At 70.1% G+C, this 23,583-nt stretch carries 17 protein-coding genes; 10 read left to right on the top strand and 7 right to left on the bottom strand.

What is annotated here, in order from left to right:
- Window positions 1-9: 9 nt before the first annotated feature.
- On the bottom strand, window positions 10-1,008 hold the full coding sequence (locus U8525_RS19225; RefSeq protein ID WP_374267718.1) for a hypothetical protein: 999 nt from the start codon (window positions 1,006-1,008) through the stop codon (window positions 10-12).
- 242 nt (window positions 1,009-1,250) lie between these two features.
- On the opposite strand from U8525_RS19225, the gene U8525_RS19220 reads away from it, so the two are divergent.
- Both U8525_RS19220 and U8525_RS19215 read left to right on the top strand, forming a co-directional pair.
- Complete coding sequence (locus U8525_RS19220) at window positions 1,251-2,075, top strand: nucleotidyltransferase (RefSeq protein WP_374267717.1); 825 nt, start codon at window positions 1,251-1,253, stop codon at window positions 2,073-2,075.
- On the top strand, window positions 2,059-2,763 hold the full coding sequence (locus U8525_RS19215) for a metallophosphoesterase (protein ID WP_374267835.1): 705 nt from the start codon (window positions 2,059-2,061) through the stop codon (window positions 2,761-2,763). Before U8525_RS19220 ends, U8525_RS19215 begins: the two co-directional genes overlap by 17 nt.
- 7 nt (window positions 2,764-2,770) lie before the next feature.
- On the opposite strand, the gene U8525_RS19210 is transcribed toward U8525_RS19215, so the two are convergent.
- Genes U8525_RS19210 through U8525_RS19195 form a run of 4 tightly spaced genes read right to left on the bottom strand, consistent with a single transcriptional unit; the run spans window position 2,771 to window position 7,348 of the window.
- A complete protein-coding gene (locus tag U8525_RS19210) occupies window positions 2,771-4,231 on the bottom strand; it encodes a DUF4340 domain-containing protein (protein WP_374267716.1) in 1,461 nt (486 codons plus the stop codon).
- On the bottom strand, window positions 4,228-5,781 hold the full coding sequence (locus tag U8525_RS19205; RefSeq protein ID WP_374267715.1) for a GldG family protein: 1,554 nt from the start codon (window positions 5,779-5,781) through the stop codon (window positions 4,228-4,230). The genes U8525_RS19210 and U8525_RS19205 overlap by 4 nt, the downstream gene beginning before the upstream one ends.
- Before the next feature lie 2 nt (window positions 5,782-5,783).
- The gene (locus tag U8525_RS19200; RefSeq protein ID WP_374267713.1) at window positions 5,784-6,587 is read right to left on the bottom strand and encodes an ABC transporter permease; all 804 of its coding nucleotides are present in this window, start codon (window positions 6,585-6,587) and stop codon (window positions 5,784-5,786) included.
- Window positions 6,588-6,604: 17 nt separating this feature from the next.
- On the bottom strand, window positions 6,605-7,348 hold the full coding sequence (locus tag U8525_RS19195) for an ABC transporter ATP-binding protein (protein WP_374267712.1): 744 nt from the start codon (window positions 7,346-7,348) through the stop codon (window positions 6,605-6,607).
- A gap of 42 nt (window positions 7,349-7,390) precedes the next feature.
- Here U8525_RS19195 and U8525_RS19190 point away from each other — a divergent pair, with 42 nt between their 5' ends.
- Window positions 7,391-8,584 carry an aspartate kinase gene (locus U8525_RS19190; protein WP_374267711.1) on the top strand — a complete coding sequence of 398 codons (1,194 nt, stop codon included), beginning with the start codon at window positions 7,391-7,393 and terminating at the stop codon, window positions 8,582-8,584.
- Window positions 8,585-8,748: 164 nt separating this feature from the next.
- Window positions 8,749-11,337 carry a N,N-dimethylformamidase beta subunit family domain-containing protein gene (locus tag U8525_RS19185; RefSeq protein ID WP_374267710.1) on the top strand — a complete coding sequence of 863 codons (2,589 nt, stop codon included), beginning with the start codon at window positions 8,749-8,751 and terminating at the stop codon, window positions 11,335-11,337.
- On the opposite strand, the gene U8525_RS19180 is transcribed toward U8525_RS19185, so the two are convergent.
- Window positions 11,338-12,279, bottom strand: a complete 942-nt coding sequence (locus tag U8525_RS19180; protein WP_374267709.1) for an ATP-binding protein — start codon at window positions 12,277-12,279, stop codon at window positions 11,338-11,340.
- An 80-nt stretch (window positions 12,280-12,359) separates the two neighbouring features.
- Window positions 12,360-13,010, bottom strand: coding sequence for a hypothetical protein (locus U8525_RS19175; RefSeq protein ID WP_374267708.1), 651 nt, complete (start codon window positions 13,008-13,010; stop codon window positions 12,360-12,362).
- A 295-nt stretch (window positions 13,011-13,305) separates the two neighbouring features.
- Here U8525_RS19175 and U8525_RS19170 point away from each other — a divergent pair, with 295 nt between their 5' ends.
- From U8525_RS19170 to U8525_RS19145, 6 genes are all read left to right on the top strand, one after another.
- The gene (locus U8525_RS19170) at window positions 13,306-16,905 is read left to right on the top strand and encodes a tol-pal system YbgF family protein (RefSeq protein ID WP_374267707.1); all 3,600 of its coding nucleotides are present in this window, start codon (window positions 13,306-13,308) and stop codon (window positions 16,903-16,905) included.
- Window positions 16,905-18,344, top strand: coding sequence for an adventurous gliding motility TPR repeat lipoprotein GltE (gene gltE / locus U8525_RS19165; protein WP_374267706.1), 1,440 nt, complete (start codon window positions 16,905-16,907; stop codon window positions 18,342-18,344). The genes U8525_RS19170 and gltE overlap by 1 nt, the downstream gene beginning before the upstream one ends.
- Window positions 18,345-18,487: 143 nt before the next feature.
- Complete coding sequence (gene cglF / locus U8525_RS19160) at window positions 18,488-18,748, top strand: adventurous gliding motility protein CglF (RefSeq protein ID WP_374267705.1); 261 nt, start codon at window positions 18,488-18,490, stop codon at window positions 18,746-18,748.
- 85 nt (window positions 18,749-18,833) lie between these two features.
- A complete protein-coding gene (gene gltG, locus U8525_RS19155; RefSeq protein WP_374267704.1) occupies window positions 18,834-20,801 on the top strand; it encodes an adventurous gliding motility protein GltG in 1,968 nt (655 codons plus the stop codon).
- Window positions 20,802-20,916: 115 nt separating this feature from the next.
- Window positions 20,917-21,558: an adventurous gliding motility protein CglE gene (gene cglE / locus U8525_RS19150; protein ID WP_374267703.1), complete on the top strand. Its 642-nt coding sequence runs from the start codon at window positions 20,917-20,919 to the stop codon at window positions 21,556-21,558.
- A 198-nt stretch (window positions 21,559-21,756) separates the two neighbouring features.
- A complete protein-coding gene (locus U8525_RS19145) occupies window positions 21,757-23,505 on the top strand; it encodes a tetratricopeptide repeat protein (protein ID WP_374267702.1) in 1,749 nt (582 codons plus the stop codon).
- Window positions 23,506-23,583 lie beyond the last annotated feature (78 nt).

The raw sequence follows: 23,583 nt of genomic DNA, 5'->3' as shown, positions 1-23,583 counted from the left end.
CGAGCCGGCTCACAGCGACGAGTACACCGCCGTCGTGAACCCGCCGCAGGCCACCTCCGCCTCGCCGTAGCCCAGCCGCGGGTCCAGGCTGACGCGGAAGTAGGTGCTGAGGAAGCTCGTGTCCCAGCACTCGTTCAGCGTGGCCTCGCCTGCCAGGTCGCCCCCCGTCACCTGGATGTCCGCGCGGCCCGCGCCCGTCGCCGCCCAGCGGCTCTTGATGGACAGCTTCTCCAGCTTCGCGCGCAGCGGGTCGCCGTTGTCGATGTCGTGGTACGTCGCGAACTCGAACTCGCCGCCCGCCGTCGCGGACGCCTTGTAGTGGTAGGTCCCGTCCACGCGCTTGCTGGAGTCGTTCTCGTCACGCACCTGGTGGAAGTCCGCGTCCACCGTGGCCTCCGCCGAGGCGCTCGGGCGCGCGTAGCGGATCTCCACCGTGCCCACGTGGTCGTCGGCGTCCGGCAGGGTGTGCGCCGCGTCCCAGTCGATGAACAGCTCGCCGGAGCCGTAGCCCTTCACGCGCTCGCCGTCCGCGTCCACCGCCACCTGTTGCGTGCCGGACAGCACCGCCCGGAAGGCGCTGTCCTCCTCCGCCTTCGCCTTGCCCTCCAGCACCCAGGAGAACGACGCCTCTCCCGACTTCGTCACCGTCAGCCGCCAGGTGGTGGGGCTCAGCGCCTCCGTGCTCGGGCCCCACACCGCCTTGTTCTCCTCCAGCGTCGTCGGCGGATACTTGGCGATCTGCTCGATGAGGTTGAGCACCCACAGCGTGCCGCCGTTCACCGCCACCGTGGCGTCCACCGTCGCCTGGTAGTACTCCGCCTTCTGCCCCTGGCCGTACTGCGCGGAGGGGCCGGCCGCCGTCAGGCCCTGGCCCTTCGCCTTCGGCGCCTGCACCTGCGTCATCTCCTTGGAGGGCAGGCCGTCACGGAACGTGTCCGCGTCATTGCTCTGGGCGTCGTTGCAGCCCACGAACAGCAGGGAGGCACACAGCAGGCTCTTGCGCAGCATGGTCGGGTGTCCTTTCTGGGCCCGTCGTCGCGGGCCGTGCGGCAGGGAATCCGCCCCTATGGACACAGGCCGGGCAGAAAACAGAAAAGGCGCTCGCTCGTCGTGGAAAAGCACTGTGAAACCAGGTGCTTGGCGTCTGGCTGGCTGCTCCCCGGCCGCCCGCGCCCGGCTGCCCGACGGCCGAAATGGGCCATCCCTACCTTTCGCCCATGGAAAAACGACACCCGAACCATCCCGGTGAGATGGGTACGGACGCCACGCTGGCCGAGCGGGAGCGTGCGCCGGACGAGATCAACGCCCGCGCCAGAGCCGTCGGTCTGCTGCATGAGGCCGGGGTGCCGTTCGTGGTGGGCGGGGCGTATGCCTACGCCACCTATACCGGCATCTACCGCGACACCAAGGACCTGGACCTGTTCCCGCGCAAGCGGGACGCCATCCGCGCCCTGGAGGTGCTGGAGAAGGATGGCTGGCGCACGGAGCGTCCGGACGAGGTCTGGCTCTACAAGGCCTACAAGGGTGACTACTTCGTCGACTTCATCTTCTCCTCCGGCAACGGCGTGGCGACGGTGGACGACGAGTGGTTCACGAACGCCAGGAAGGCCACCATCTTCGGCTACGAGTGCCTCATCGCGCCGGCCGAGGAGATGATCTGGTCCAAGGCCTTCGTCACCGAGCGCGAGCGCTACGACGGCGCGGACATCAACCACCTCATCCTCAAGGCGGGGCGGGAGATGGACTGGGACCGCATCCTCCGGCGCTTCGACCGCTACTGGGAGGTGCTGCTCAGCCACCTGATGATGTTCCGCTTCGCCTACCCCAGCGAGCGCGACATCGTGCCCAACTACGTGATGACGGAGCTGATGAGCCGCACGCTCCAGACGGTGCGCGACGGTCGCTGGGAGGAGCGCTTGTGCCGGGGCAACCTCGTGTCCAAGGTGAACTATCACGTGGACATCCACCACTGGGGCTTTGGGGACGGCAGGGCGTGGGACGAACAGGACAGACCCGAGGGGGAGACCCGTGGCGCGAGATCCGAGCTCGAAGATTCGGCTGGCAGCGGTCGGTGATCTGCACTGCCGGGATGACCAGCACGGGCGGTTCCGTCAGCTCATCAAGCAGGTGAACGCGTCGGCGGACGTGCTGCTCTTGTGCGGGGACCTGACGGACCGGGGGATGATCGAGGAGGGCAAGGTGCTGTCCGAGGAGCTCTCGGCCTTGCGCGTCCCCTGCGCCGCCGTGCTGGGCAACCACGACTACGAGCACGGACAGGTGAAGGAGATCAGCGCGGAGCTCTCCAAGGTGGGCGTGCACATCCTCGACGGGGACCACTTCATCTTCGAGAAGGTGCTGGGCGTCGCGGGGGTGAAGGGCTTCGGGGGCGGCTTCGGCAACGCGACGCTGCAGGCGTTCGGCGAGGGACAGACGAAGGCCTTCGTGCAGGAGGCCGTCACGGAGTCGCTCAAGCTGGAGGCCGCGCTCAGCCACCTGGACACGCCGAAGAAGGTCGTGATCATGCACTACGCCCCCATCCCGGACACGCTGGAGGGGGAGAACATCGAGATCCGCCCCTTCCTGGGGACGAGCCGCCTGTCGATGCCCATCGACCACTATGGCGCGGCCTACGTCTTCCACGGCCACGCGCACCACGGCGCGCTCGAGGGCAAGACGAAGAGCGGCATCCCGGTGTTCAACGTCGCGATGCCGCTGCTCACCAAGTTCACGCCCGAGCAGCGCTTCGCCCTGCTGGAGGTGTAGCGCCGCTTCAGGGCGCGGGAGCCCCGCCGTCCGCCGCGTCGGGCGGCGCCTCCTGGAGCTCCGAGGCGCGCGTGGGCAGGTCCGCCACCGCGCCCATGGACACCTCCACCAGGTCCGGCCCGGAGCCCCTAGCATAGAGCCGGTCCTCCGTGTCCGGCACGGCGTCGCCCAGCCACAACCGGGCCAGCTCGCGTCCGTCCCCATCGCGCAGCACGACGCCTCGCGACGCGTCGCGGATGCCGTAGCGCTCCCAGCGCTTCACCTTCGGCTCGCCGAACGCGGCGGCCTTCAGCGACTCCAACCGGCCCAGGAGCTTCACCACGCGGAAGTGCAGGGCGGGTCCGCCGTCGGGGCCCTCCACCTGCCACGCGTCGCTGCTCGCGGCGCCGCGAGTCACCACCACCGGAGCCGCCTTGCCCCCGGGGAAGAGCTCCAAGCGCCGCACGGCGTCGCGCGGGAACGACAGCACGCGCCGGTCCTTCAGCTCCTGCGCGCCCACGTCGAGCGTCGCCAGCGCGCGGGCCTCCACCTCCGCCAGCGTGGACCGCGAGCCCTGTTCGCGCAGCGCATGAACCACCGGCGCACCGTCGCGAGTCACCTGACCCAGCCGGACGCGGATGGGCTCACCGGAGGCCGGAGCGAAGCGCGCGTCCACGACGGGCGAGTCCAACCCCAGGGCCTTCCGGGTGGCGGCGGTGTCCTGCGGGAACGACAGGGCCTGATGTCCCGCGAAGGTCTTGAGCAGGTCCGCAAGCCGGCTGGCGTTGGCGCGGGTCGGCTCCGGCTTGTCCATCCGCCACGACCTGCCGTCCGCCTCGCGTGTCAGCACATAGGCGTGGTCCTTCGCCGTGACCTCGATGGACTGGAGCGACGCGAGGTCCAGCGGCCCCAGGAACTCCTTGGCGCGCAGCTCGAAGGGGCCCTTATCCAGCGAGTACCGCACGGCCCCGTCCGCCGCGTACACGGCCGCGTCGCCTTCGCGGCGCACGTAGACGGAGCCGTCGAAGGGGTTCTCATCACCCCCTGCCAGCGTCACCGTGCGCTGGCGGGAGGGCTCCTCCGCGCCCTCGCCGTTCGCGTCCGGGAGGTACGCCTTCGCCGTGACGGTGAATGTCGGAGACGTGAGCCCATACTTCTTCAGGTCCGCGTCCGTCGGCGACGCGTTGACGGTGGCCTTGAGCTTCGCCGAGGTGAGCTGCTGCACCAGGGCCTCCACGGCATATGGATCCGCCTTCGCCTCCACGGGCGACACGAGCCGCCAGCCGTCCGGCGTCCGCTCCAGCTCCGTGGTGGCGCCGTGCGCCTTGACCGTCAGGTGCGTGAAGACGGGCGATGGCTCCGGGGCCGTGCCCTGCCGCGGCCCGGCGGGCTCCGTCGCGAAGAGCTTCGGTGGCGCTGGAGGCTTCTCCGCGTCGCGCGAACAGCCCGCCGCCATCATCCCCAGCAACACGACCGTGGAGGTCCTCACCGGCTCCTCCTCGACAGCCAGACCGCGAGCCCCACGCCCAGCAGCGACAGGGGCAGCAGGTCGGTGGACACGAAGCGCAGGGCCCGCATCTGGTCCTCGGTGAGCTCCAGCGTGGACGTCTCACGGTCGGGGGGCCGCAGGGTGATCTTCTCCACCTGATGGGACGCCCAGCCCAGGGTGTTCATCACCAGGTTGCGGTTGGCCTCGTAGCCCCAGTTCGGATCCAGCAGCAGCTCCGACTCGCCTATCGCCACCAGCCGCGCCTCGTCGAAGCGCTTGTGCTCCGCCGCGCGCGTGTCCCGGGACGCGGCCGCCACGAGCGTGAGCTGCCCCATCTTCTCGCCGCTGGACGGCGTGGCGTCCTCCAGGGGCGTCGACTCCACCCACGCATAGGGCGAGCTCAGCAGCACGGGCTCCACCGTCACGCCGGGCAGCAGGAAGCCCTCGCGGACGAGCGTGAAGCTGCGCGCCGTGGGCAGCTGCACGTTGAAGCCGCGCTCCTGCAACGGGCGCGTGATGGCGTGCTTGCCGTAGAAGTTCGACACGAGGACGAACGGGTTGCCGGAGTTGAACTGCGGATCCGCCGCCACGCCCGCGTCCACCTGCACGCCGTAGTCCGCGAGGAGCAGGCCCAGCCCGTCCTCGGTGTTCGCGTCGGTGAAGTAGAGCAGCCGGCCGCCTTCGCCCAGGTACTCGCGCAGGGCCGCCACCTCCGGCGCCGTGTAGTCCTGCTTCGCGCCCGCGATGACCAGCAGCCCCGCGTCGCGCGGCACCTCCTTGCGGCCCAGGAGGTTGAGCGGCTCGGGGCGGTAGCCCTCGCGCAGCAGCTGGCGCCGGAGCTCCACCAGCCCGTCACCGGGTGTGTCCAGTGACCACTCACCGTGCCCTTCGAGGAAGTACACCTTCAGCGCGCCTGTCGCGCTCAGCTGGATGAGGGCGTTGGTCAGCTCCTGCTCGGAAGGGACGGGCAGGGCGGTGTGGGGCGCGGCATCGCCCTCGCCCCGGGACACGACGACCAGCGTCTGTCCTTCCTTGAGCTGATACCTCGCGGCCAGGGACGGCTCGCGGCGCGGATCCACGAAGGCGTAGTCGAAGGTCTCCGGCGCCGCCTCGCGGTAGCGACGGAACAGCTCCTCCAGCTCGCCATACGACGCATGCGTGGGAGGGACGAGCGCCAGCGCGTGGGCCTTCTCCTTCAAGCCCGCCAGCGTCTGCACCGTCTGCGGCGCGAGCGAGAAGATGCGCTCCCGCGTCAGGTCCCACCGCTGGTTCTTGCGGAACGCGAGGACGTTGAGCGCCACCAGCACGCCCAGCACCGCCAGCAGGGTGAGCGCGGAGGACGCGAGGAAGCGCCCCGTGCGGCGGGTCCCGGAGCGTCCCAGCTCCCGCCGGTGCGAGACGACATAGGCCGCGAGCATCGCCGCGCCCAGCACCGCCTTGCCCGCCGCGAGCGCGACGCTGCCGGAGGTGAGGAACAGCGTGAAGGGGCTGGACAGGAGGAGCAGCAGGCCGAAGGCGCCCAGCACCCGGGTGACGTGATTCGCTCTCATGGTCACGCGTAGCGCTGCGCTTCCACCGCGCGGTGGGTGAGCAGCAGCGAGAACAAGATGACGGACGCGAAGAACACCAGGGCCTGCACCTCCAGGACGCCCTGGAGCATCCCCTGCAACTGCGTATCGAAGGACAGGTAGGAGAGGAACGAGCGCAGCGGCTCCGCGGTGGACTGGGCCACGCCGCGCAGGAGCATCCACGGCAGCAGCACCGTGAAGGTGAGGAACGCCGCCAGCATCTGGCTCTCCGTCAGCGCGGAGATGAACAGCCCCACCGCCATGCAGGTCGCGCCCCACAGGAGCACCGCGCCGTAGCCCAGGAGCACCGTGGGCCACTCCAGCGCCGAACCCGACGGGCCGGAGCCCACCACGGACAGGAGCACCGGGAACACCAGCGTCAGCCCCAGCGTGACGAAGATGAGGCCCAGGCCGCCCAGGTACTTGCCCAGCACGATGTCCACCGGCCGCACCGGCGTGGTGAGCAGCAGCGCGAACGTCTTCTGGCGCTTCTCCTCCGCGAACAGCCGCATGGACAGGAAGGGCGCGACGAAGAGCGTGATGATCAGCACCACGCCCCACAGCTGCACCACCACGCCGTCGGTGAGGTTGCGGTAGACGATGGAGTCCGGCGGCAGCCGGCTCCAGCCGTGCTCGCGCGCCAGGGCCTGCACCTGCTGGAACTGCTCCAGCAGGCTGACGAAGAAGAAGGACGACAGCGCCCCCATCGCCGTGAACACGGCGTAGGCCCACGGGGTGGTGAAGGCGACGGCCAGCTCCTTGCGAGCGATGGCCAGGGCGGTGCGCATGCGCTGGAGGCTCCTGTTCAGGCGGCGGTCAGCTTGATGAAGACTTCTTCCAACGACGCGTGCTCGGCCTGGCCCTGGGCCTTCGCCAGCTGGTCGATGGCGTCATGGGCCACCACGCGTCCCTGGTGGAGGATGAGGACCTTCTCGCACGTCACCGTGACCTCCGGGAGGATGTGCGTGGACAGCAGCACCGTGTGCCGGCCCTTGAGGCCGCGGATCAACGCGCGCAGGTCCGCGCGCTGCGCGGGGTCCAACCCTTCGGTGGGCTCGTCGAGGATGAGCACCGGCGGCGAGCCGAGCAGCGCCTGCGCGATGCCCACGCGCTGCTGGTAGCCCTTGGACAGGTTCTGGAGCACGCGGCCCAGCACGTCGCTCACGCCGGTGAGCCCCGCCACCCGCTCCACCTCCGCCTTCACCGCGCGGCCGGGCACCTGCTTGAGCGAGGCCACGAACGCCAGGTAGCCGTGCACCGTCAGCTCCGGATACAGCGGCGGCGTCTCCGGCAGGTAGCCGATGCGCCGCTTGACCTCCATCGGGTGCGTGGACACGTCGAAGCCCGCGACCTTCGCGCTGCCCTCGGAGGGGGGCAGGAAGCCGGTGAGGATCTTCATCGTGGTGGACTTGCCCGCGCCGTTGGGCCCCAGGAAGCCCAGGAGCTCCCCCTCACCCACCGTGAAGGAGAGGTCCTCGATGGCCACGCGATCGCGATAGCGCCGGGTGAGGTTGCGCACCTCGATGATGGGCTTCTCGGTGATTGGCATGCGCGGGGGTGAACTCTACACTGCCCTGGAAGCGAGGCGTGGATGCCAATCGTGGTGCAGAAGTACGGCGGCTCATCGGTCGCTGACGCGGAGAAGCTCGGCAAGGTCGCGCGCCGCGTGAAGCAGAAGCGGGACGCGGGTTATCAGGTCGTCGTCGTCGTGAGCGCCATGGGCGACACCACGGATGACCTGCTGTCGCTCGCCAAGAGCGTGTCCCAGGACCCGCCCCGGCGCGAGCTGGACATGCTCCTCACCTGCGGCGAGCGCATCTCCATGGCGCTCTTGTCCATGGCGCTCCAGGAGCAGGGCGTGCCGGCCATCAGCTTCACCGGGAGCCAGAGCGGCATCATCACCAACGACGCGCATGCCCAGGCCCGCATCGTGGAGGTGCGGCCCTACCGCATCCAGGACGAGCTGGCGCACGGCAAGGTCGTCATCGTCGCGGGCTACCAGGGCGTCTCGTACAAGAAGGAGGTCACGACGCTGGGGCGCGGCGGCTCCGACACCACCGCGGTGGCGCTGGCGGCGGCGCTGGACGCGGAGGCGTGTGAAATCTACTCGGACGTGGACGGCGTCTTCAGCGCGGATCCGCGCATCGTGCCGGACGCGCGCAAGCTGGAGTCGCTGAGCTACGACGAGATGCAGGAGCTGGCGAGCGCCGGCGCCAGGGTGCTCAACGCCCAGGCGGTGGAGTGGGCCAAGGCGCGCGGCATCACCATCCTCGCGCGCACCGCGCACGGCCAGGGCACCGGCACCAGCGTGCAGGAGCTCGCCGTGCCCACCGACAGCCGCGTGAAGGGCGTGACGGCGGACGTGGAGATGGCGGTGCTCGTCGCCCACCCCACCGTGCCCCTCCAGGAGCTGCTGGAGTTCCTGGACGCGCGCGCCGTGCGGGGCCGCACGCTCGCCCATGACGGGCTGCCGGGCGCGCCGGGGCGCACGTTCCTCGCGGTGCCGCTCGCGGACCTCCACGGGCCGGAGGCGCTCCAGCGCGAGCTGTCCACGCGCTTCGGCGCGGGCGTGGAGTGGCGGGACGGCTGGGGCACCGTCACCTGCGTGGGCGTGGGCCTCAACGCGGACTGGGTGCCGCTGCGCAAGGCGCTCTCCGCCGCCGAGGCCCTGTCCGCCCGGGTGCACGCCGTGAGCACCTCGCCGCTCCAGGTGACCCTCCTGGTGGACAAGGCCCACTTGAAGACCCTCACCGCCCGGCTGCACCGGGAACTGCTCGGTAGCTGACACGCGCCGCGCTTCCGCGACCTCTGTTGATCCGAGGACTTGCGGGCTGTCCCTGGGGACAGGTCGACATCGCGTGGTGCACGGCCGTTCCCGGTCCGGGCAGGGCGCTTCCCTCCCTGAAGTCCATGCCTACCCTCGGGTCCTGAACACCTGGGAGGCGTGGCATGGGAGACGGGCGTCGCTGGATGGGGCTGGGGGTGGTGCTCGCGCTCCTGGTGATGGGCGCGGCGGGGTGCGAGGACTCCGGTCCGGCGCCCGGCACGCCTCCTCCGGGCGACCGCCACGATGAGCCACCCCTGACCCATGATGACGATGCGGGCGTCGTCGCTCCAGACGGCGGCCTCGTCGCTCCCGAATACGACGCGGGCAGCCCCGACGACGAGCCGGACGCGGGCACGCTGCCCGACGGCGGCAGCGCGCTGCCCGCGCGAAAGCCGGACGCCGTCCACCAGGAGAACCAGAAGAAGGGCACCACGGGCTGGCGCATCGACAAGAACGCCAACAGCCGGGAGATTGAAGGCTACGCCCTCAAGGCCACCCTGACGCAGGGCGAGTCGCTGCGCGTGGCGGTGTCCCTCTCCGAGGCGCGCGAGTTCAGCTGGTTCGTCTACCGCCTGGGCTACTACGGCGGCGTCGGCGCCCGCGAGGTCGCGCGCGGAGGCCCGGTGCGGGGCACCCGGCAGGCGGACTGTCCGGCGGATCCGGCGACGGGCGTCATCGCCTGCACCTGGTCCCCCACGCTGGAGATCCCCATCGGGGAGGACTGGGTGCGGGGCGTGTACGTGGTGAAGCTCGTGCGCGACGATCGGCCGTCGCGCTACGTGCCCTTCTTCGTGCGGGACGCGAATCCCCGGTCGGAGGTGGCGGTGCTCATCCCCACCGCCACCTGGGCGGCGTACAACACCTGGGGCGGCACCAGCCTCTACGATGACCAGAACGGCGTGATGAAGGCGCACGGCGTCTCCCGCGCCTTCCAGTCCTCCTACGACCGGCCCTACTACCGGGGCCAGGGCGCCGGGCACCTGATGACGGACGACCTGAGCCTCGTCATGTGGCTGGAGTCCCAGGACCTGGACGTGGGCTACTTCACCGACGAGGACATGGACGAGCGCTACGACTTCCTGCGTGGCGCGAAGGTCTTCGTGATGTCCGGCCACGACGAGTACTGGACGTCCAGGCAGCGCGACTTCGCGGACCGCGCGTTGTCGGAAGGGCGGTCCATCCTCAACCTGGGCGCGAACAACGCGTACTGGCAGGTGCGCTCGGAGCCCGCCGCCGACGGCCGCCCGCGCCGCGTCGTGACCTGCTACAAGGGCGCGCCCGAGGAGCCGTACAAGGATCAGCGCAAGACGGTGAAGTTCCGCGACCTGCCCGCGCCCCGTCCGGAGAACGCGCTGTTGGGCGTGCAGTTCGCCGCGCGCTGGCACCAGTGGCCCTTCCCCACCGTCATCACGAATCCAGACCACTGGGCCTTCAGCGGCACGGGCCTGAAGGCCGGGGACACGCTGTGGATGGCGAACGGCTACGAGATGGATCAGCTGGTGTCCAACGGCCGCCAGCCGTCCGGCGTGGACGTGCTCGCGGAGTCTCCCGCGCTGTCGCTCCAGGGAGGCTTCGGCTTCTCGCACATGGTGGTGCGCAAGCAGGGCGACGCGTATGTCTTCTCCGCGGGCGGCATCGACTTCGTGCAGAAGCTGGCCGGAGTGGGGGACCGCGTGGCGGATCCGCGCGCGGGCCGCATCGTGGCCAACGTGCTCTACAAGGCGCTGGGCCGGAGGCCGCCGAGCGACCTGGTGAAGTTCCAGCCGCCGGCCGCGCCACCCCGGGTGGGGCCGTTCGCCGCGTCCGTGACGACAGTGGCGGGACAGCCCGGCAAGCGCAGCCATGCGGGCGTGAAGGTGGCGCCGGACGAACTGGGCGCTCCCCTCGCGGTCGCGGTGCTGCCGGATGGCGGCTGGGCGGTGGCGGACGCGCTGGGCAACACGGTGAAGCGCGTGTCGCCGGACGGGAAGCTCCGCACGGTGCTCGACAACCTCTCGGGCCCCATGGGCATCGCCGCGGACGCGCTGGGGAACATCTACGTGGCCGACACCGAGAACGCGCTCATCCGCCGCATCTCCCCGGAGGGCAAGGCGGAGGTGTTCGCGGGCACCACCTGGGGCTACCAGGACGGTCCCGCGCTGTCGGCGGCCTTCAACCAGCCGGCGGGCCTGTCCTTCACGCCGGACGGCACGGCGCTGCTCGTCGCGGACCTGAACAACAGCGTCATCCGCCGCATCGACATGGTGACGCCCGGCAACCCGGTGACGACGCTCCCGGGCGACTGGCTCTACCGGCCCTCCGCGGTGGCGCAGGCGCGGGATGGCTCCGTCTATGTCGTGGAGAGCGGCATGGCGCGCGTGGTGCGCGTGCGCGACGGCGTCACCACCGTGATGGCGGGCTCCACGCCCGGCTTCCGCGACGGCGATCCGAAGGAGGGGCAGCTGCTGCCGTACCTGGGCCTGGCGCTGCTGCCGGACGGCTCGCTCGCCATCTCCGACCCCGGCAACTACCGCGTGCGCCGGCTCACCTTCAACGCGGCCGGCGAGCCGGAGAAGCTGACCACGCTCGCGGGCAGCGGCCGCTACGGCGCGGAGGACGGCCCGGGCAGGGAGGCCCAGCTGGTGCTGCCCGCCGGGCTCGCGGTGGGGCCGGACGGCACCCTCTACGTGGCGGACGCGGGCAACTCGCTCGTGCGCGCCATCCAGCGCTGATCAACGGCCCGGGCCGCGCATGCCGCCGAGCGGTGGCGGCGCGTCCATCTCCTGCCGCGTGCGCCGCCGGTCCGGGGTGTCGCGCGGCAGCTCCACGAAGGTGCACATCTCGCAGAGGCGGCTGTAGATGCGCTCGCCCACGCGCTCGCGCAGCAGCTCCGCGTCCTTCATGGCGGCCCGCGCGTCGTCCGTGGCGCGGTAGCCCGAGGGCGCGCTGCTGCGCGCGCCCTTGCGCTCCGGCTCCAGCGAGTAGTTCGTGGCGAAGAGCGTCGTGCGCCCCGCGTTGTAGCGCCGGGCGATCAGCTCATCGAGGGTCTCCATCTCGAAGGGGCTGCCGCGGCCCTTGCCCAGCTCGTCGATGGCGAGGACCTCCACCTCCGACAGCGGCCCGATGATCTCCCCGCCGCTCTTGCCGTCCTGGAAGCCGCGCCGGATGGTCGCGTAGAGGAGCGAGATCTCCACGTAGCGGGCCTTGACGCCCATCTCCAGCACCAGGTGCCCGAGCGTCGCCGCGACGAGGTGCGTCTTGCCCGTGCCCACCGGCCCGCTCAGCACGAAGCCCTTGTTGGTGGCGCCCTTCACGTACTGATGGGCGAAGTGCGTCGCCACGCCGCGGCCGCGGTCCTGCGCCTCGTTGAAGGGCCGGTAGTTGTCGAACGACGCGTGCGCCATGACGCCCGGCATCTGCACGTCGTTGTAGAGCGCCACGCGCGTGCGCCGGAGCGTGCACACGCACGGCTCCAGCACCTCATACGTCCGGGGGCCCACCTTCGCGCTGAAGGTGCCTTCCTTCTGCACCAGCCTGTGCCCGCGTCCACCGCACATCGGGCAGTCCACCGCGCACGGACACACCCGCGCGGTCGCGAGCTCTCCGCGCCGCTCGATGAGGTACGTCCGCCCGCCGCACTGCCCACACGCCTCGCCGTTCGCCTTGGCAGCCATCGCGCCCAGCCATAACACCGTCCCCCCTGGCCGTCAGCTCACTGGCCGTCCGTTCAGGCGGGCGAAGGGGGGACAACCCCTCAGGTCTCCTTCATGTCCAGCCGCCGTCTGACGGCCGCCTGGAGCCGGAAGCGCCGGGCCACGCGCCGCGCGCGGGCCGTCATCAGCTGCTGTTCACCGGTGCGCGCATCGCGCCACACCGTGCGTCGCTCCGCGAAGGGCAGGGCGCGCAAGAGCGCCATCAGCGCCCACGCCTCTTGATGATCCATGGCCGCGGGCTCGCTCGGCACGCACGCGAGCACCGTGTCCAGCATCCGGTGCACCCGCGGCGCCAGCGCGGCCTCGCGCTCCGTCAGCGCCCGCAGCGCCGCGCACAGCCGCGCGTGCCGCACCTCCTCCCACGAACGGGCCGGGCGCTTCTTCGAGGAGGGACGCGCCTCCTCGCCCTGGCCCGCGGACAGGTCGCGGTACTTGCGGATCTCCGTCTCCACCTGGCGCCGGCACGCGCGCAGCGAGCGCAGCACCGGCTCGCCGGGCCGCGCGTCCCACAGCGCCTTCTCCGCCGAACGCGAGATGCCGCGCGCCACGACCTCGAAGGGCACGCCCTCCCGCGCCCACGCGGTGACGAGCTCGGTGTCCAACGCGGACAACATCAGGCCCGCGCCGCGCACCGCGAGGAAGTAGTCCTGCACCAACTCCTCGAAGCTGGCGCTCTCCGGCAGAAGACTCATGATCCGACAGCGGCTCCAGGCTGGGCGGCCAGACGAACGGCCGCCAGCCTCCCATACCCGGTGGGGCGCGCGGTGCAACCTTCCTGTCGCTCGCTGGAGGGGCCCCGAAAACACAGCGGAATTGAAGTTTTCCCGCCTGCTATCCGACGGAGCTAACGTCCCGTCGTCTGAGTTGACCCGCCTTGCGCAAACCGCGCATAGTACGGCTCCCCTCATGGAAATTCCCGAAGATTCCCGGACACTTGCCAAGCAAGCAGGCATCCGCGAACGCCGGTTCCCCGCTCCTAGGAAGACCATGCGCCGCTCGCTACTCGTTTGCCTCGTTCTCCTGACTTCCATGGCTTCGGCCCAGGAGAAGAAAGCACTGCGCGACGCTGACCTGGGCAAGAAGTCCACCACCGTCGTGGACAAGTCCCTCGCTGGCGACATCACGCGCCCGAAGGAAGCCCAGCAGGCCGCCCCCGCGCTTCAATATGATCAGTTCCGCCTGGGCGTGGAGCTGCAAGTCGCCTCCAAGCGCCGCGAACAGATCGAATCGCTGAAGAAGATCATCTCGCTGTCGCCTGATCAGAAGGAGGCGCCCAGCCTGCTGTTCCGCCTGGGCGAGCTCTACTGGGAGGAGTCGAAGTTCTTCTTCTTCGAGGCCAACCGGAAGGACGACGAGCTCATCGTCGCCATGAACCGCAACGACGCCGCGGGCCAGCAGCGGGCCAAGGCGGAGAAGGCGGAGCTGATGGCGAAGGTGAAGGAGAACGGCAAGTACGCCGTCGAGCAGTACACGAAGATCGTCCAGGAGTACCCGAAGTTCGAGCGCACGGACGAGGTGCTCTTCTTCCTCGGCCAGTACCTGATGGAGGACGGCCAGGACAAGAAGGCGCTCGTCGCGTTCAAGCGCCTGGTGGAGAAGTACCCGCAGTCCAAGTACATCCCGGACGCGTACTTCGCCTTCGGCGAGTACTACTTCAACAACTCCAAGGGCAAGCGCCCGGAGCTGGAGAAGGCCCTCGCCGCGTACAAGAAGGCCGCCGAGTTCCCCGAGAACCAGGTCTACGCCTTCGCCCTCTACAAGCAGGGCTGGTGCTACTTCAACATGGGCGAGTACGAGCCCGCGAAGGACAAGTTCAAGACCGTGGTCCTCTACGGCGAGCTGGCCGGCGCCGCCGCCGTGGAGAAGGACGGCAAGGCCAAGGCCAAGGGCTCGCTGGTGCGTGAAGCGCGCGGCGACTACGTGCGCGCGTTCGCCCGCGAGGGTGACGTGACGCAGGCCCGCGCGGACTTCGGCAAGGTGGCCACCAACCCGGAAGACCGCTTCACGATGATGAAGCAGCTGGCCAACCTCTACTACGGCGACGGCAAGGACCGCGAAGCGGCCATCACCTTCAACTCGCTGATCAAGGAGAAGCCGCTGTCGCCGGAGGCCCCGGGCTTCCAGGGCAAGATCGTCGACTGCATCCTGCGCATGGGCAACAAGGAGCGCACCGTGGCCCAGGTGCGCCGGCTCGTGAAGATCATGAAGGACGTCGAGTCCTCCGGCGTCATCAAGGACGACAAGGACAAGAAGGCGCTCGCGGAGGCGAAGGAGCTGTCCGAGCGCACGCTCTCCAACCTCGCCGTCACCTGGCACAACGAGGGCAAGAAGACGCGCAACGAGGAGACCTTCAAGTACGCGGACGCCGTCTACAGCGACTACCTCACGCTCTTCCCGGAGAACCCCAAGGCGTACGACCTGCGCTTCTTCTGGGCGGAGCTCCTCAACGACAACCTCCAGAACTTCGACAAGGCCGCCGCCAACTACACGCTCGTCGTCCTCCAGGACGCCAAGGTGCTGGAGGCCAAGGACGACAAGGGCAAGCCCAAGCCGGGCAAGCCGGGCAAGTGGCTGACCAACGCCGCCTACAACGCCGTGCTCGCCTATGACGAGGTCGTCAAGGCGGCGGAGGCGCGCGGCGAGGCCAAGTCCGAGTCCGCCGGCACGGACATCCAGAAGAAGATCGCCATCCCCGCGCTGAAGAAGTCGCTGCTCGACGCGTGCGAGCGCTACCTCAAGTACGTCCCCAAGGGCGACAAGCGCGTGGAGATCGCCTTCAAGGCGGCGAACATCTACTACCGCCACAACCACTTCGACGAGGCGGTGCTGCGCTTCTCCGAGATCGCGCTCGGCTACCCCGAGTACAAGTTCGAGGACGGCCAGCGCGCGGCGGAGATCGCCGCCAACCTCATCCTGGACTCGTACAACCTGCTGGGCGACTTCGCGAAGGTCAACGAGTGGGCCCGCCGCTTCTACGCCAACGACAAGCTGGCCACCGGCAAGTTCCGCGACGACCTGGCGAAGCTGATTGAGCAGTCGTCGTTCAAGCTGGTCAGCCAGCTGGAGGAGAAGAAGGAGTTCTCCAAGGCGGCCGAGGCGTACCTGAACTTCGTCCACGACTTCCCGCAGACGGAGATCGCGGACCTGGCGCTCTACAACGCGTCCGTCGACTATTACAAGGCGAAGAGCCTGGACAAGGCCATCGAGGTCCGCAAGCGCCTGTTCGCCGAGTACCCCCGGTCCAAGTACGTGCCGGACTCCATCTACGCGAACGCGGAGGCGCTGGAGGCCATCGGTGACTTCGAGGAGGCCGCGAGCACCTACGAGCTCTACGTGCGCGGCTACGAGCGCAACCTGAGCGAGAAGGGCGGCGCCCCGGCGGCGAAGGCCAGGGCCAAGGCGAAGGGCAAGGCCAAGGGCCGCGCGAAGCAGGCCTCCAACGACGACGCGCCCGCGAAGCCCGCGGTGGTGCAGAAGTGGGACGAGTCCAAGGCGCAGATCGCCCTGTTCAACGCGGCCACCTACCGCGAGGGCCTGGGCCAGCTGAAGGCCGCGCTCAAGAACCGCGAGCACTACATCGAGCTGTGGCCCAAGTCGAAGGACTCCGAGGACGTCTTCCTGTCCATCGTGGACCTGCACGTGAAGCAGGGCGCGTACATGAAGGCCATCAAGCTCCTGGAGGAATACGAGCGCGACAACATGCGCTCCTCCAGCAAGTTCCTCATGGCCGAGGGCCGCATCGTCGGCATCTACGAGAAGATGAAGAAGACGCGCGACGTGTCGCGCATGAACAAGCGCATCTTCGAGTACTTCGACCAGCTGCCCCGCCGTCAGCAGACCGCGCTGGAGAAGCCGGCGCTCGCCGCCGCCGCGCAGGCGAACCTGCTGGCCATCGAGCCGGACTGGCATGAGTTCAAGCGCCTGAAGCTGTACTGGGGTGTGCCGCCGTCGCCGGAGCGCTTCAAGGGCTCGCTGGCGGACAAGGGCCGCGCGCTGGAGGTGGTGCAGAAGAAGTACGTGCAGACCGTGGCCCTGGGCGCCCCGGAGCCGGCCATCTGCGCGCTGCAGCGCATCGGCCTCGCGTATGACCACATGGCGGAGCTCGTCGTGAACGCGCCCATGCCGCGCGGCCTGGACGAGGAGTCGCAGCAGGCCCTGCGCGACGAGTTCGCCAACCAGGCCCAGCCGCTCAAGGACAAGGCCACGGAGGCCTTCTCCAGCGCGGTGGCCAAGAGCCGCGAGCTGGGCGTGTTCAACGACTGCGCCGCGGCGAGCCTGAAGATCCTCCGCACCACCTACGCGCCGGACCGCTACCCGGAGGTGCTGGAGGAGAGGCTCGCGCTGAAGAACAAGGAGCTGGTGCTGGGCGGCGACCTGCTGGCCGCCGTGCAGGACATCCCGCCCCCGGTCACCAAGGTGGAACCGGAGAAGCAGGCCAGGAGCGAGGCGCTCAACGAGGACCTGTCCGCGCTGACCAACGCGCTTCGTCAGCAGACCGAGTCCGAGGTCGCCAAGCCCGCCGCCGCGTCCAAGGACGGCGCCCCCAAGAAGACCGTTGATGATCAGGAGCCGGAGGACTTCCTCTAATGAATCGCCGCATGCATCCGTTCCGCCCCCTCCTGCTGGCCACGCTGGCGCTGACCGCTGTCGGCTGCTCCACCACGAAGCAGGCGGCCCCGGCGCCCGTCGCCAAGCCCGTGGCCGCCCCCACGGGGCCGGTGTCCATCTCCAACCGCGCCATGCTGCTGTTCGATGACGCGGTGAAGTCCTTCGACGCGCAGAAGAAGGCCAAGGCGTTCGACTACCCGTCGCTGGAGCGCAAGTTCAAGGCCGCCCTGGAGGCGGACCAGAACCTGGCGGAGGCCGAGTACAACCTGGGCGTCATCGCCGAGCGCATGGGCAAGGCCGACGAGGCCAAGGCCCGCTACGCGTCCGCGCTCACCAAGAAGCCGTCCCTGCGCCAGGCCTCCGACAACCTGGCCATCATGAAGCAGAACAGCGGCGACGTGGCCGGCGCGGTGGCGCTCTACCAGGACGTGCTCACGCGCTACCCGGACGACGCGGGCTCGCGCGCGCGCCTCGCGGAGATCTACCGGCAGAACAACGACCACGACAAGGCGATGGAGCTGTCTCGCGCCGCGCTCATGCGCGACCCGATGAACACCAACGCCCTCAAGGTGATGATCCGCAGCTACCTGGACCGCAAGCAGCTGGCCATGGCGAAGCTGGTCGCGCTGCGCGCGGTGAAGCTGGACGGCGCGGATCCGGAGCTGCACCAGGCCGTGGGCCTCATCCTCCTCAAGGAAGGCGACACCGAGGGCGCGCGCCTGCAGTTCAAGAGCGCCCTGGAGGCGAAGGCGGACTACGTGCCCGCGCACGTGGAGCTGGCCCAGCTGGCGCTCGGTGCCGAGGACTTCCCCGGCGCGGAGGAGCACCTGCGCCGCATCCTGCAGGCGGATGGCAAGAACGCCGCCGCGCACGTGGACCTGGGCATCGCGCTCAAGGGCCAGGGCCAGTACGACAAGGCCATGCAGGAGTACGACGAGGCGGAGAAGCTCAACCCCGACCTGGGCGCCACGTACCTCAACCGCGGCATCATCCTGCACAAGGTGAAGGACGCCCCCGAGCGCGCGGTGGAGCTCTACAAGAAGTACATCGCGCTCGCCGGCGGCGAGGTCGCGCTCAACGCGGAGTCGCCCGTCTTCGGCCTCATGCGCGAGGCGGAGAGCATCGTGCAGGCCAAGCGCGAGGCGCAGGCCGCGGAGGCGCAGGCCAAGCAGATGGAGGCGCTCCAGGCGCAGCAGCAGGCCGCGATGAAGGCGGAGGAGGCGAAGCAGAAGGGCCAGACGCCGCCGGGTGGCGCGACGCCCGCGTCCGGCACCACCCCCGAGTCGCAGGCCACGCCGGCCTCCGCCTCGGGCGCGCAGCAGCCGGCGGCCACCCCCGCGGGGGGCACGCAGACGGCCCCTGCCCAGAAGAATGCAGCCCCGGTGGACTCGGACGAGCCCACGGACGACCTGCTGTGATGTGGGAGACGCCCGCCAGTGGGTTCACGCTGGCGGCGCGGCTCGGGATGATGCGAACCTTGTGAGCCCCTCGCGCCTCAGGCGCGGGGGCCCACCATGCGGAAACACCAGTGGGCCAAGGGAAGGCCCCACGTGGAGGCAGGATGCGGACGTGGCTGATGCTGTGCGTGACGCTGTCGGTGGCCCCGGCCTTCGCCCAGGACGAGGGCGGCAAGGGTGAGGGTGGTGGCGCGAAGATGCAGAAGACGACCAACATCGACTTCGAGGACGACACCATCGAGGGTGACCTCACGAAGCCGGATGGCGAGTACGTCGAGGCGCGCAAGACCGTGAAGCACTCGAACCTCATCCGCATCCGCGAAGACTTCGAGGACAAGGTGATGCAGTCCGTGGGTGAGCTGTAGTCCCCCCACCACGGATTGAACCGGCGGCGGGAACCTTCCGCCGGCACCGTTGTCCAAGAGCGCCAAAGCCTACCGGGAGCCCTCCATGGCCGTACCCCTGACACTCAAGGTCTTCAAGGGCGACACGCTGGTCGCCTCCAAGGACTACGAGCGCGACATCATCAAGATTGGACGTCTCTCCTCCGCGCACCTGTGCCTGGAGGACGACAAGGTCAGCCGCATCCACTCCGTCATCGAGGTCGCCGCCGACGGCACCATGTCCATCATCGACATGGGCAGCGTCGAGGGCACCTACGTCAACGGCAAGCGCGTCAACAAGGGGCAGGTCTCCTTCGGTGACGAGGTGCGCGTGGGCGGCACCACCATCCGCCTGGAGAACCCGGCCGCCGTCGCCGCGGTGAACCTGGCCGCCGCCGTCGCCACGGCGGACGCGCCCACGGACAAGAACGCCACGGTCGCGCCGGTGGCCCCCGCCGAGGCCATCGCGCAGGCCGCCGCCGCGCCCGCCCCCGTGGCGGCCGCGCCCGCCGCGACGCCGTCGCCGGCGCCCGTCGCCGCGCTGGATCCGTCCGTCGCGCCCACGCAGAAGAACGCCGTGGCGCCCGCCCGGGCCCCCAGGGCCGCCCCCGTGGAGGACGACGCGCCCGAGGAGCGGGAGGCCGCGCCGCGCGTGCGCACCGTGCGCAAGACGAAGTCCAACGGCCCGCAGGGCGTGTCGCTGCGCCTGCTCTGGGGCGACCAGCGCGTGGGCGAGTTCTTCGTGCCCCCTGGCGCGAAGAAGGCCTTCACGGTGGGCAGCGCCAAGGGCGTGGACTTCGTGATGGGCGACGCCAGGCTGGGCGGCCCCACGTTCGAGGTGCTGCGCACCGACGGCCAGTCCTTCACCGTGCGCTTCGCGCGCAAGATGAAGGGCGAGCTCACCCGCAAGGGCGAGACGCTGGACCTGGAAGCGGTGATGGAGTCCGGCAAGGCGTCCCAGGACGGCGACGCCTACGGCCTCACGCTGGAGGCGGACGACTTCGTCTGGGTGGACCTGGGCGGCCTCACGCTGGAGGCGCAGTTCCAGCCGGTGCCCAAGCGCGTCGTCGTGCCGGTGGGCGAGAACATCGACTACACGGCGCTCAACATCTTCCTGGTGATGTTCTTCATCGCCACCGCGTTCGTCATCCACTCCATGAACCGCTCGGGGGAGGGGGACGAGTACGCGGATGAGCTCGCGGGCAACGACGCGCGCATCGCGAAGCTGATCATCAAGCCTCCGGAGACCCAGAAGAACAAGTTCCTGGAGAAGCTGAACCAGCAGAAGGAGAAGAAGTCGGGCGAGATGGCCCAGAAGTCCCGCGGCGACGAAGGTCAGATGGGCAAGAAGGACGCGCCCAAGACCAACAACCGCACCGCGCCCAAGGGCGACCCGAACAAGAAGGACGAGGCGCGCGCCCTCACCGCGAAGATCTTCGGCGGCGGCAAGGGCGGCATCTCCACCATCTTCGGCAAGTCCGGCCTGGGCGGTGAGCTCAAGAGCGCCATGGGCAACATGTTCGGCGCCAAGGCGGGCGACGCGGGCGGCTTCGGCGGCCTGGGGCTGCGCGGCAGCGGCGGCGGCGGCGGTGGCACCGGTGACAGCATCGGCATCGGCGGCATCGGCACCAAGGGCCGTGGCGGCGGCAGCGGCACCTACGGCACCGGCGTGGGCACGCTCGGCGGCAAGCAGAGCGTGGACGTGGGCATCACCTCGTCGGATCCGGAGGTCATGGGCTCGCTGGACAAGGAGCTCATCCGCCAGGTCATCCAGCGCAACCGCGGGCAGATCCGCTACTGCTACGAGAGCCTGCTCAACCGCTTCCCGAAGCTGGGCGGCAAGGTGTCCGTGAAGTTCATCATCAGCGCCAACGGCTCGGTGGCCACGTCCAACGTCGCGCAGTCCACGGCGGGCAACTCGGACCTGGAGACCTGCGTGGCCGGCCGCGTGCGCACCTGGAAGTTCCCGGAGCCCAAGGGTGGAGGCTCCGTGATCGTCACCTACCCGTTCATCTTCAAGCAGGCCGGTGACTGACGTAGAATCAACACCACTGTCGTCGTCGCGGGCGGCCCTGGAGACAGGGCGGCCCGCTTCTTCACTTCAACCTCCCGCCCCCGCGGGAGGCCTGCCCCCCACCAGGCCGCCTTCCATGCAGAAAGTCCTTGCTCCTCTTGCCCTGTGCGCCGCGTTCCTCCTTCCCGCGATGGCGGGCGCCCAGGACACTCCCAGCGCTGGCTCCAACGCGATGAAGGACCGGCCCGCGGTGACCTTCAACGAGGTCGAGCGCGGTGTGTACTTCGGCGTGTACGGCGGTCCCTCGTGGATCACCAACCCGCCCGCGGACAGCGGCCCGCGGCCCTTCTCGTCCGGCCAGATGGCCCAGGTGGAGCTGGGCGTGGACCTGGGCGAGCGCCTGTCGCTGGGCGTCTTCTTCATGGGCTCCGCCAACCGCGCGGGCGCAGAATACGTGGGCTACTCGCAGGGCGCCGCGTCCGGTGACTTCACCATGCTGGTGCCCGGCGCCGTGCTGCGCGCCCGCCTGGTGGGCTTCGCCGACAGCCAGGAGGTCAAGCGCACCTGGATCTACGCCCGCGCTGGCGTGGGCTACGCGATGTTCTCTCCCAAGAAGCTCCTCCCTGATTCCGACATTCTTGTGTTTGCCGGGCCCGGAGTGGAGTACTACACGCGGCTGCGCCACTTCTCAGTGGGGCTGGAGGTCGTGGGGAACTACCTCGCCTCCAAGGGCGCCTTCGGGTTCGCGGTGGCGCCCAACATTCGCTACGCGTTCTAGCGGGAGATTGACGTGGCTCAGGAGAATGGAAGCGGTGGATCGCGTCCGGGTGGACGCGGTCCGAACGGGGGCGCGCCGGGCCAGGGGCCCCGTCGTGACGGACCGGGAGGCTTCGGAGGTCGTGGCGGTCCTGGTGGTGGCCGGGGAGAAGGGCGCGGTCGGGGTGAAGGCCGGGGCCGTGATCGCGATGCGGGCCCGGTGGGGCCCGGCCAGCGCGTCATCGCCGAGCTGAGCGTCCTGGAGAAGGCGCTCTCCAAGAACGACTTCGCCGCGGAGAAGGGTCCGCTGGAGTCCATCGTCCGCTCGCTGCGGACCATGAACCTCAAGTCGCTGGAGGACCTGGACCTCAACACGCGTGGCCGTCTCATCACCACGCTCCTGCGCGTGCAGCGGCAGCCCAAGCCGGCCCAGCCGGAAGCGGGCGCGGAAGCCGCCGCGCCGGAAGCAAGCGCCACCACCGAAGCCGCTCCCGCGGAGGCTCCGGCCACCGAGGGCGCTGCTCCGGCCGAGGGCGCTGCTCCCGCAGAGGGTGCTGCTCCCGCAGAGGGCGCTGCTCCCGCAGAGGGTGCTGCCGCCGAAGGAGGCGCGCCCGCCGAGGCCGCCCCCGCGAAGCCGGCCGTGGACCCGGCGAAGGAGAAGTACGACGGCTGGGTGGACGTGATGTCGCTGGTGGGCCGCGTCTGGCGCGCCGCGGGCGACGCGGACCGCTCCCAGGCGGCCTTCACCCTGAGCGGCCGTGAGCCGACGCCGGAGCCCGCGGCCCCGGCACGCGAGGAGCGCGCCGAGCGTCCTCCGCGCGGTGACCGCCCGGAGCGCGGCGAGCGCCGGGACCGGGGTGAGCGCGGTGAGCGTCCTCCCCGGGGCGAGCGTCCGGAGCGGGGCGCGGCCGGTGAGCGGCGCGAGCGTCCTCCCCGGGCCGAGCGTCCTCCGCGGGGTGAGCGCCCCGAGCGCGCGCCGATGCCGGAGCTGACGGGCGACTGGAAGGAGCAGGCGACGCAGTTGGAGGGCATGGGCCGCACGCGCGACGCGGCGCGCCTGCACGAGCGCAACAACAGCTTCGCGGATGCCACCCGCTTGTTCGAGGCGGGCGGTGACCTGAAGAGCGCGCTGCGCACGGCGCTGTCCGGCCAGGACAACGACGCGGCCCGCCGCCTCGTGGGCACGCTGCCCGCGGAGCAGATCGGCTCCACGCTGGAGAAGGCCGGCGCGTACGAGCTGCTCATGGAGCACTACGTCGCCAAGGCCGACTTCGAGAACGTCGCCCGCCTCTATGAGCGCGCGCGGCAGTTCGACCAGGCGGCCCTCGCGTACGAGCGCGCGAACAAGCTGACCCTGGCGCGCAAGGCGTACGAGCGCGCCCGGGACATGGCCAGCGCCAACCGCATCCGGGGCATGGAGGTGAAGGCCCTGGTGGAGCGCGGTGACCGGCTGGGCGCGGCGACCCTGCTGGTGGCCGTGGGCCAGCGGCGCGAGGCGGTGGAGGTGCTGAGCCCCCTGCCTCCCCCGAAGGCGTTCCACTTCATGCAGCGGCTCACCCTGGAGGACGAGGCGAAGGAGCTCGCGAAGCGCGAGCTGGCCCGCGCCGAACAGGAGCAGAAGCCCGCCGGCCGCGCCCGGTGGCTGGAGCTGCTGGGCGACGTCACCGCCGCCGCGGAGACGTGGATGCAGGCGGGCCGCAAGGACAAGGCGCTGCCCCTCTACGAGAAGCTCGGTGGGGAGCACCTGCCCCGCGCCGCGCAGCTCGCGGAGGAGCTGCAGCAGCGCGACAAGGCCATCGCCCTCTACACGCAGCTCAACGACAGCGCCGGCGTGGAGCGCGCGAAGGCCCTCCCCGAGGCCCCCGCGGCGCCCCCTGCGGGCAGCAAGCCGGAGGCCGCGGAGGATGCTGAGTCCGCGGATCCGTCGGCGGACAACGCTTCCTCGGTTGGCGAGCAAGAAAGCCAATAATTCCCGCCGTTTGACGGGTTTTGCATGATTGCCCGGGGGCGCCCGCGGCCGGTACACTCCGGCCGCAGGCGCCCTCGC

The organism is Corallococcus sp. RDP092CA (assembly GCF_041903675.1).
GTDB lineage: Bacteria > Myxococcota > Myxococcia > Myxococcales > Myxococcaceae > Corallococcus.
This window is presented reverse-complemented; position numbering and strand designations above follow the sequence as displayed.

Bases quoted from the DNA above. Each gene is read 5' to 3' on its own strand.
- U8525_RS19220 (WP_374267717.1), top strand. From the start codon at position 1,251: ATGGGTACGGACGCCACGCTGGCCGAGCGGGAGCGTGCGCCGGACGAG.
- U8525_RS19225 (WP_374267718.1), bottom strand. From the start codon at position 1,008: ATGCTGCGCAAGAGCCTGCTGTGTGCCTCCCTGCTGTTCGTGGGCTGC.
- cglF (WP_374267705.1), top strand. From the start codon at position 18,488: ATGCGGACGTGGCTGATGCTGTGCGTGACGCTGTCGGTGGCCCCGGCC.
- U8525_RS19170 (WP_374267707.1), top strand. From the start codon at position 13,306: ATGCGCCGCTCGCTACTCGTTTGCCTCGTTCTCCTGACTTCCATGGCT.
- gltE (WP_374267706.1), top strand. From the start codon at position 16,905: ATGAATCGCCGCATGCATCCGTTCCGCCCCCTCCTGCTGGCCACGCTG.
- gltG (WP_374267704.1), top strand. From the start codon at position 18,834: ATGGCCGTACCCCTGACACTCAAGGTCTTCAAGGGCGACACGCTGGTC.
- U8525_RS19185 (WP_374267710.1), top strand. From the start codon at position 8,749: ATGGGAGACGGGCGTCGCTGGATGGGGCTGGGGGTGGTGCTCGCGCTC.
- U8525_RS19180 (WP_374267709.1), bottom strand. From the start codon at position 12,279: ATGGCTGCCAAGGCGAACGGCGAGGCGTGTGGGCAGTGCGGCGGGCGG.
- U8525_RS19195 (WP_374267712.1), bottom strand. From the start codon at position 7,348: ATGCCAATCACCGAGAAGCCCATCATCGAGGTGCGCAACCTCACCCGG.
- U8525_RS19200 (WP_374267713.1), bottom strand. From the start codon at position 6,587: ATGCGCACCGCCCTGGCCATCGCTCGCAAGGAGCTGGCCGTCGCCTTC.
- U8525_RS19205 (WP_374267715.1), bottom strand. From the start codon at position 5,781: ATGAGAGCGAATCACGTCACCCGGGTGCTGGGCGCCTTCGGCCTGCTG.
- U8525_RS19175 (WP_374267708.1), bottom strand. From the start codon at position 13,010: ATGAGTCTTCTGCCGGAGAGCGCCAGCTTCGAGGAGTTGGTGCAGGAC.
- cglE (WP_374267703.1), top strand. From the start codon at position 20,917: ATGCAGAAAGTCCTTGCTCCTCTTGCCCTGTGCGCCGCGTTCCTCCTT.
- U8525_RS19190 (WP_374267711.1), top strand. From the start codon at position 7,391: ATGCCAATCGTGGTGCAGAAGTACGGCGGCTCATCGGTCGCTGACGCG.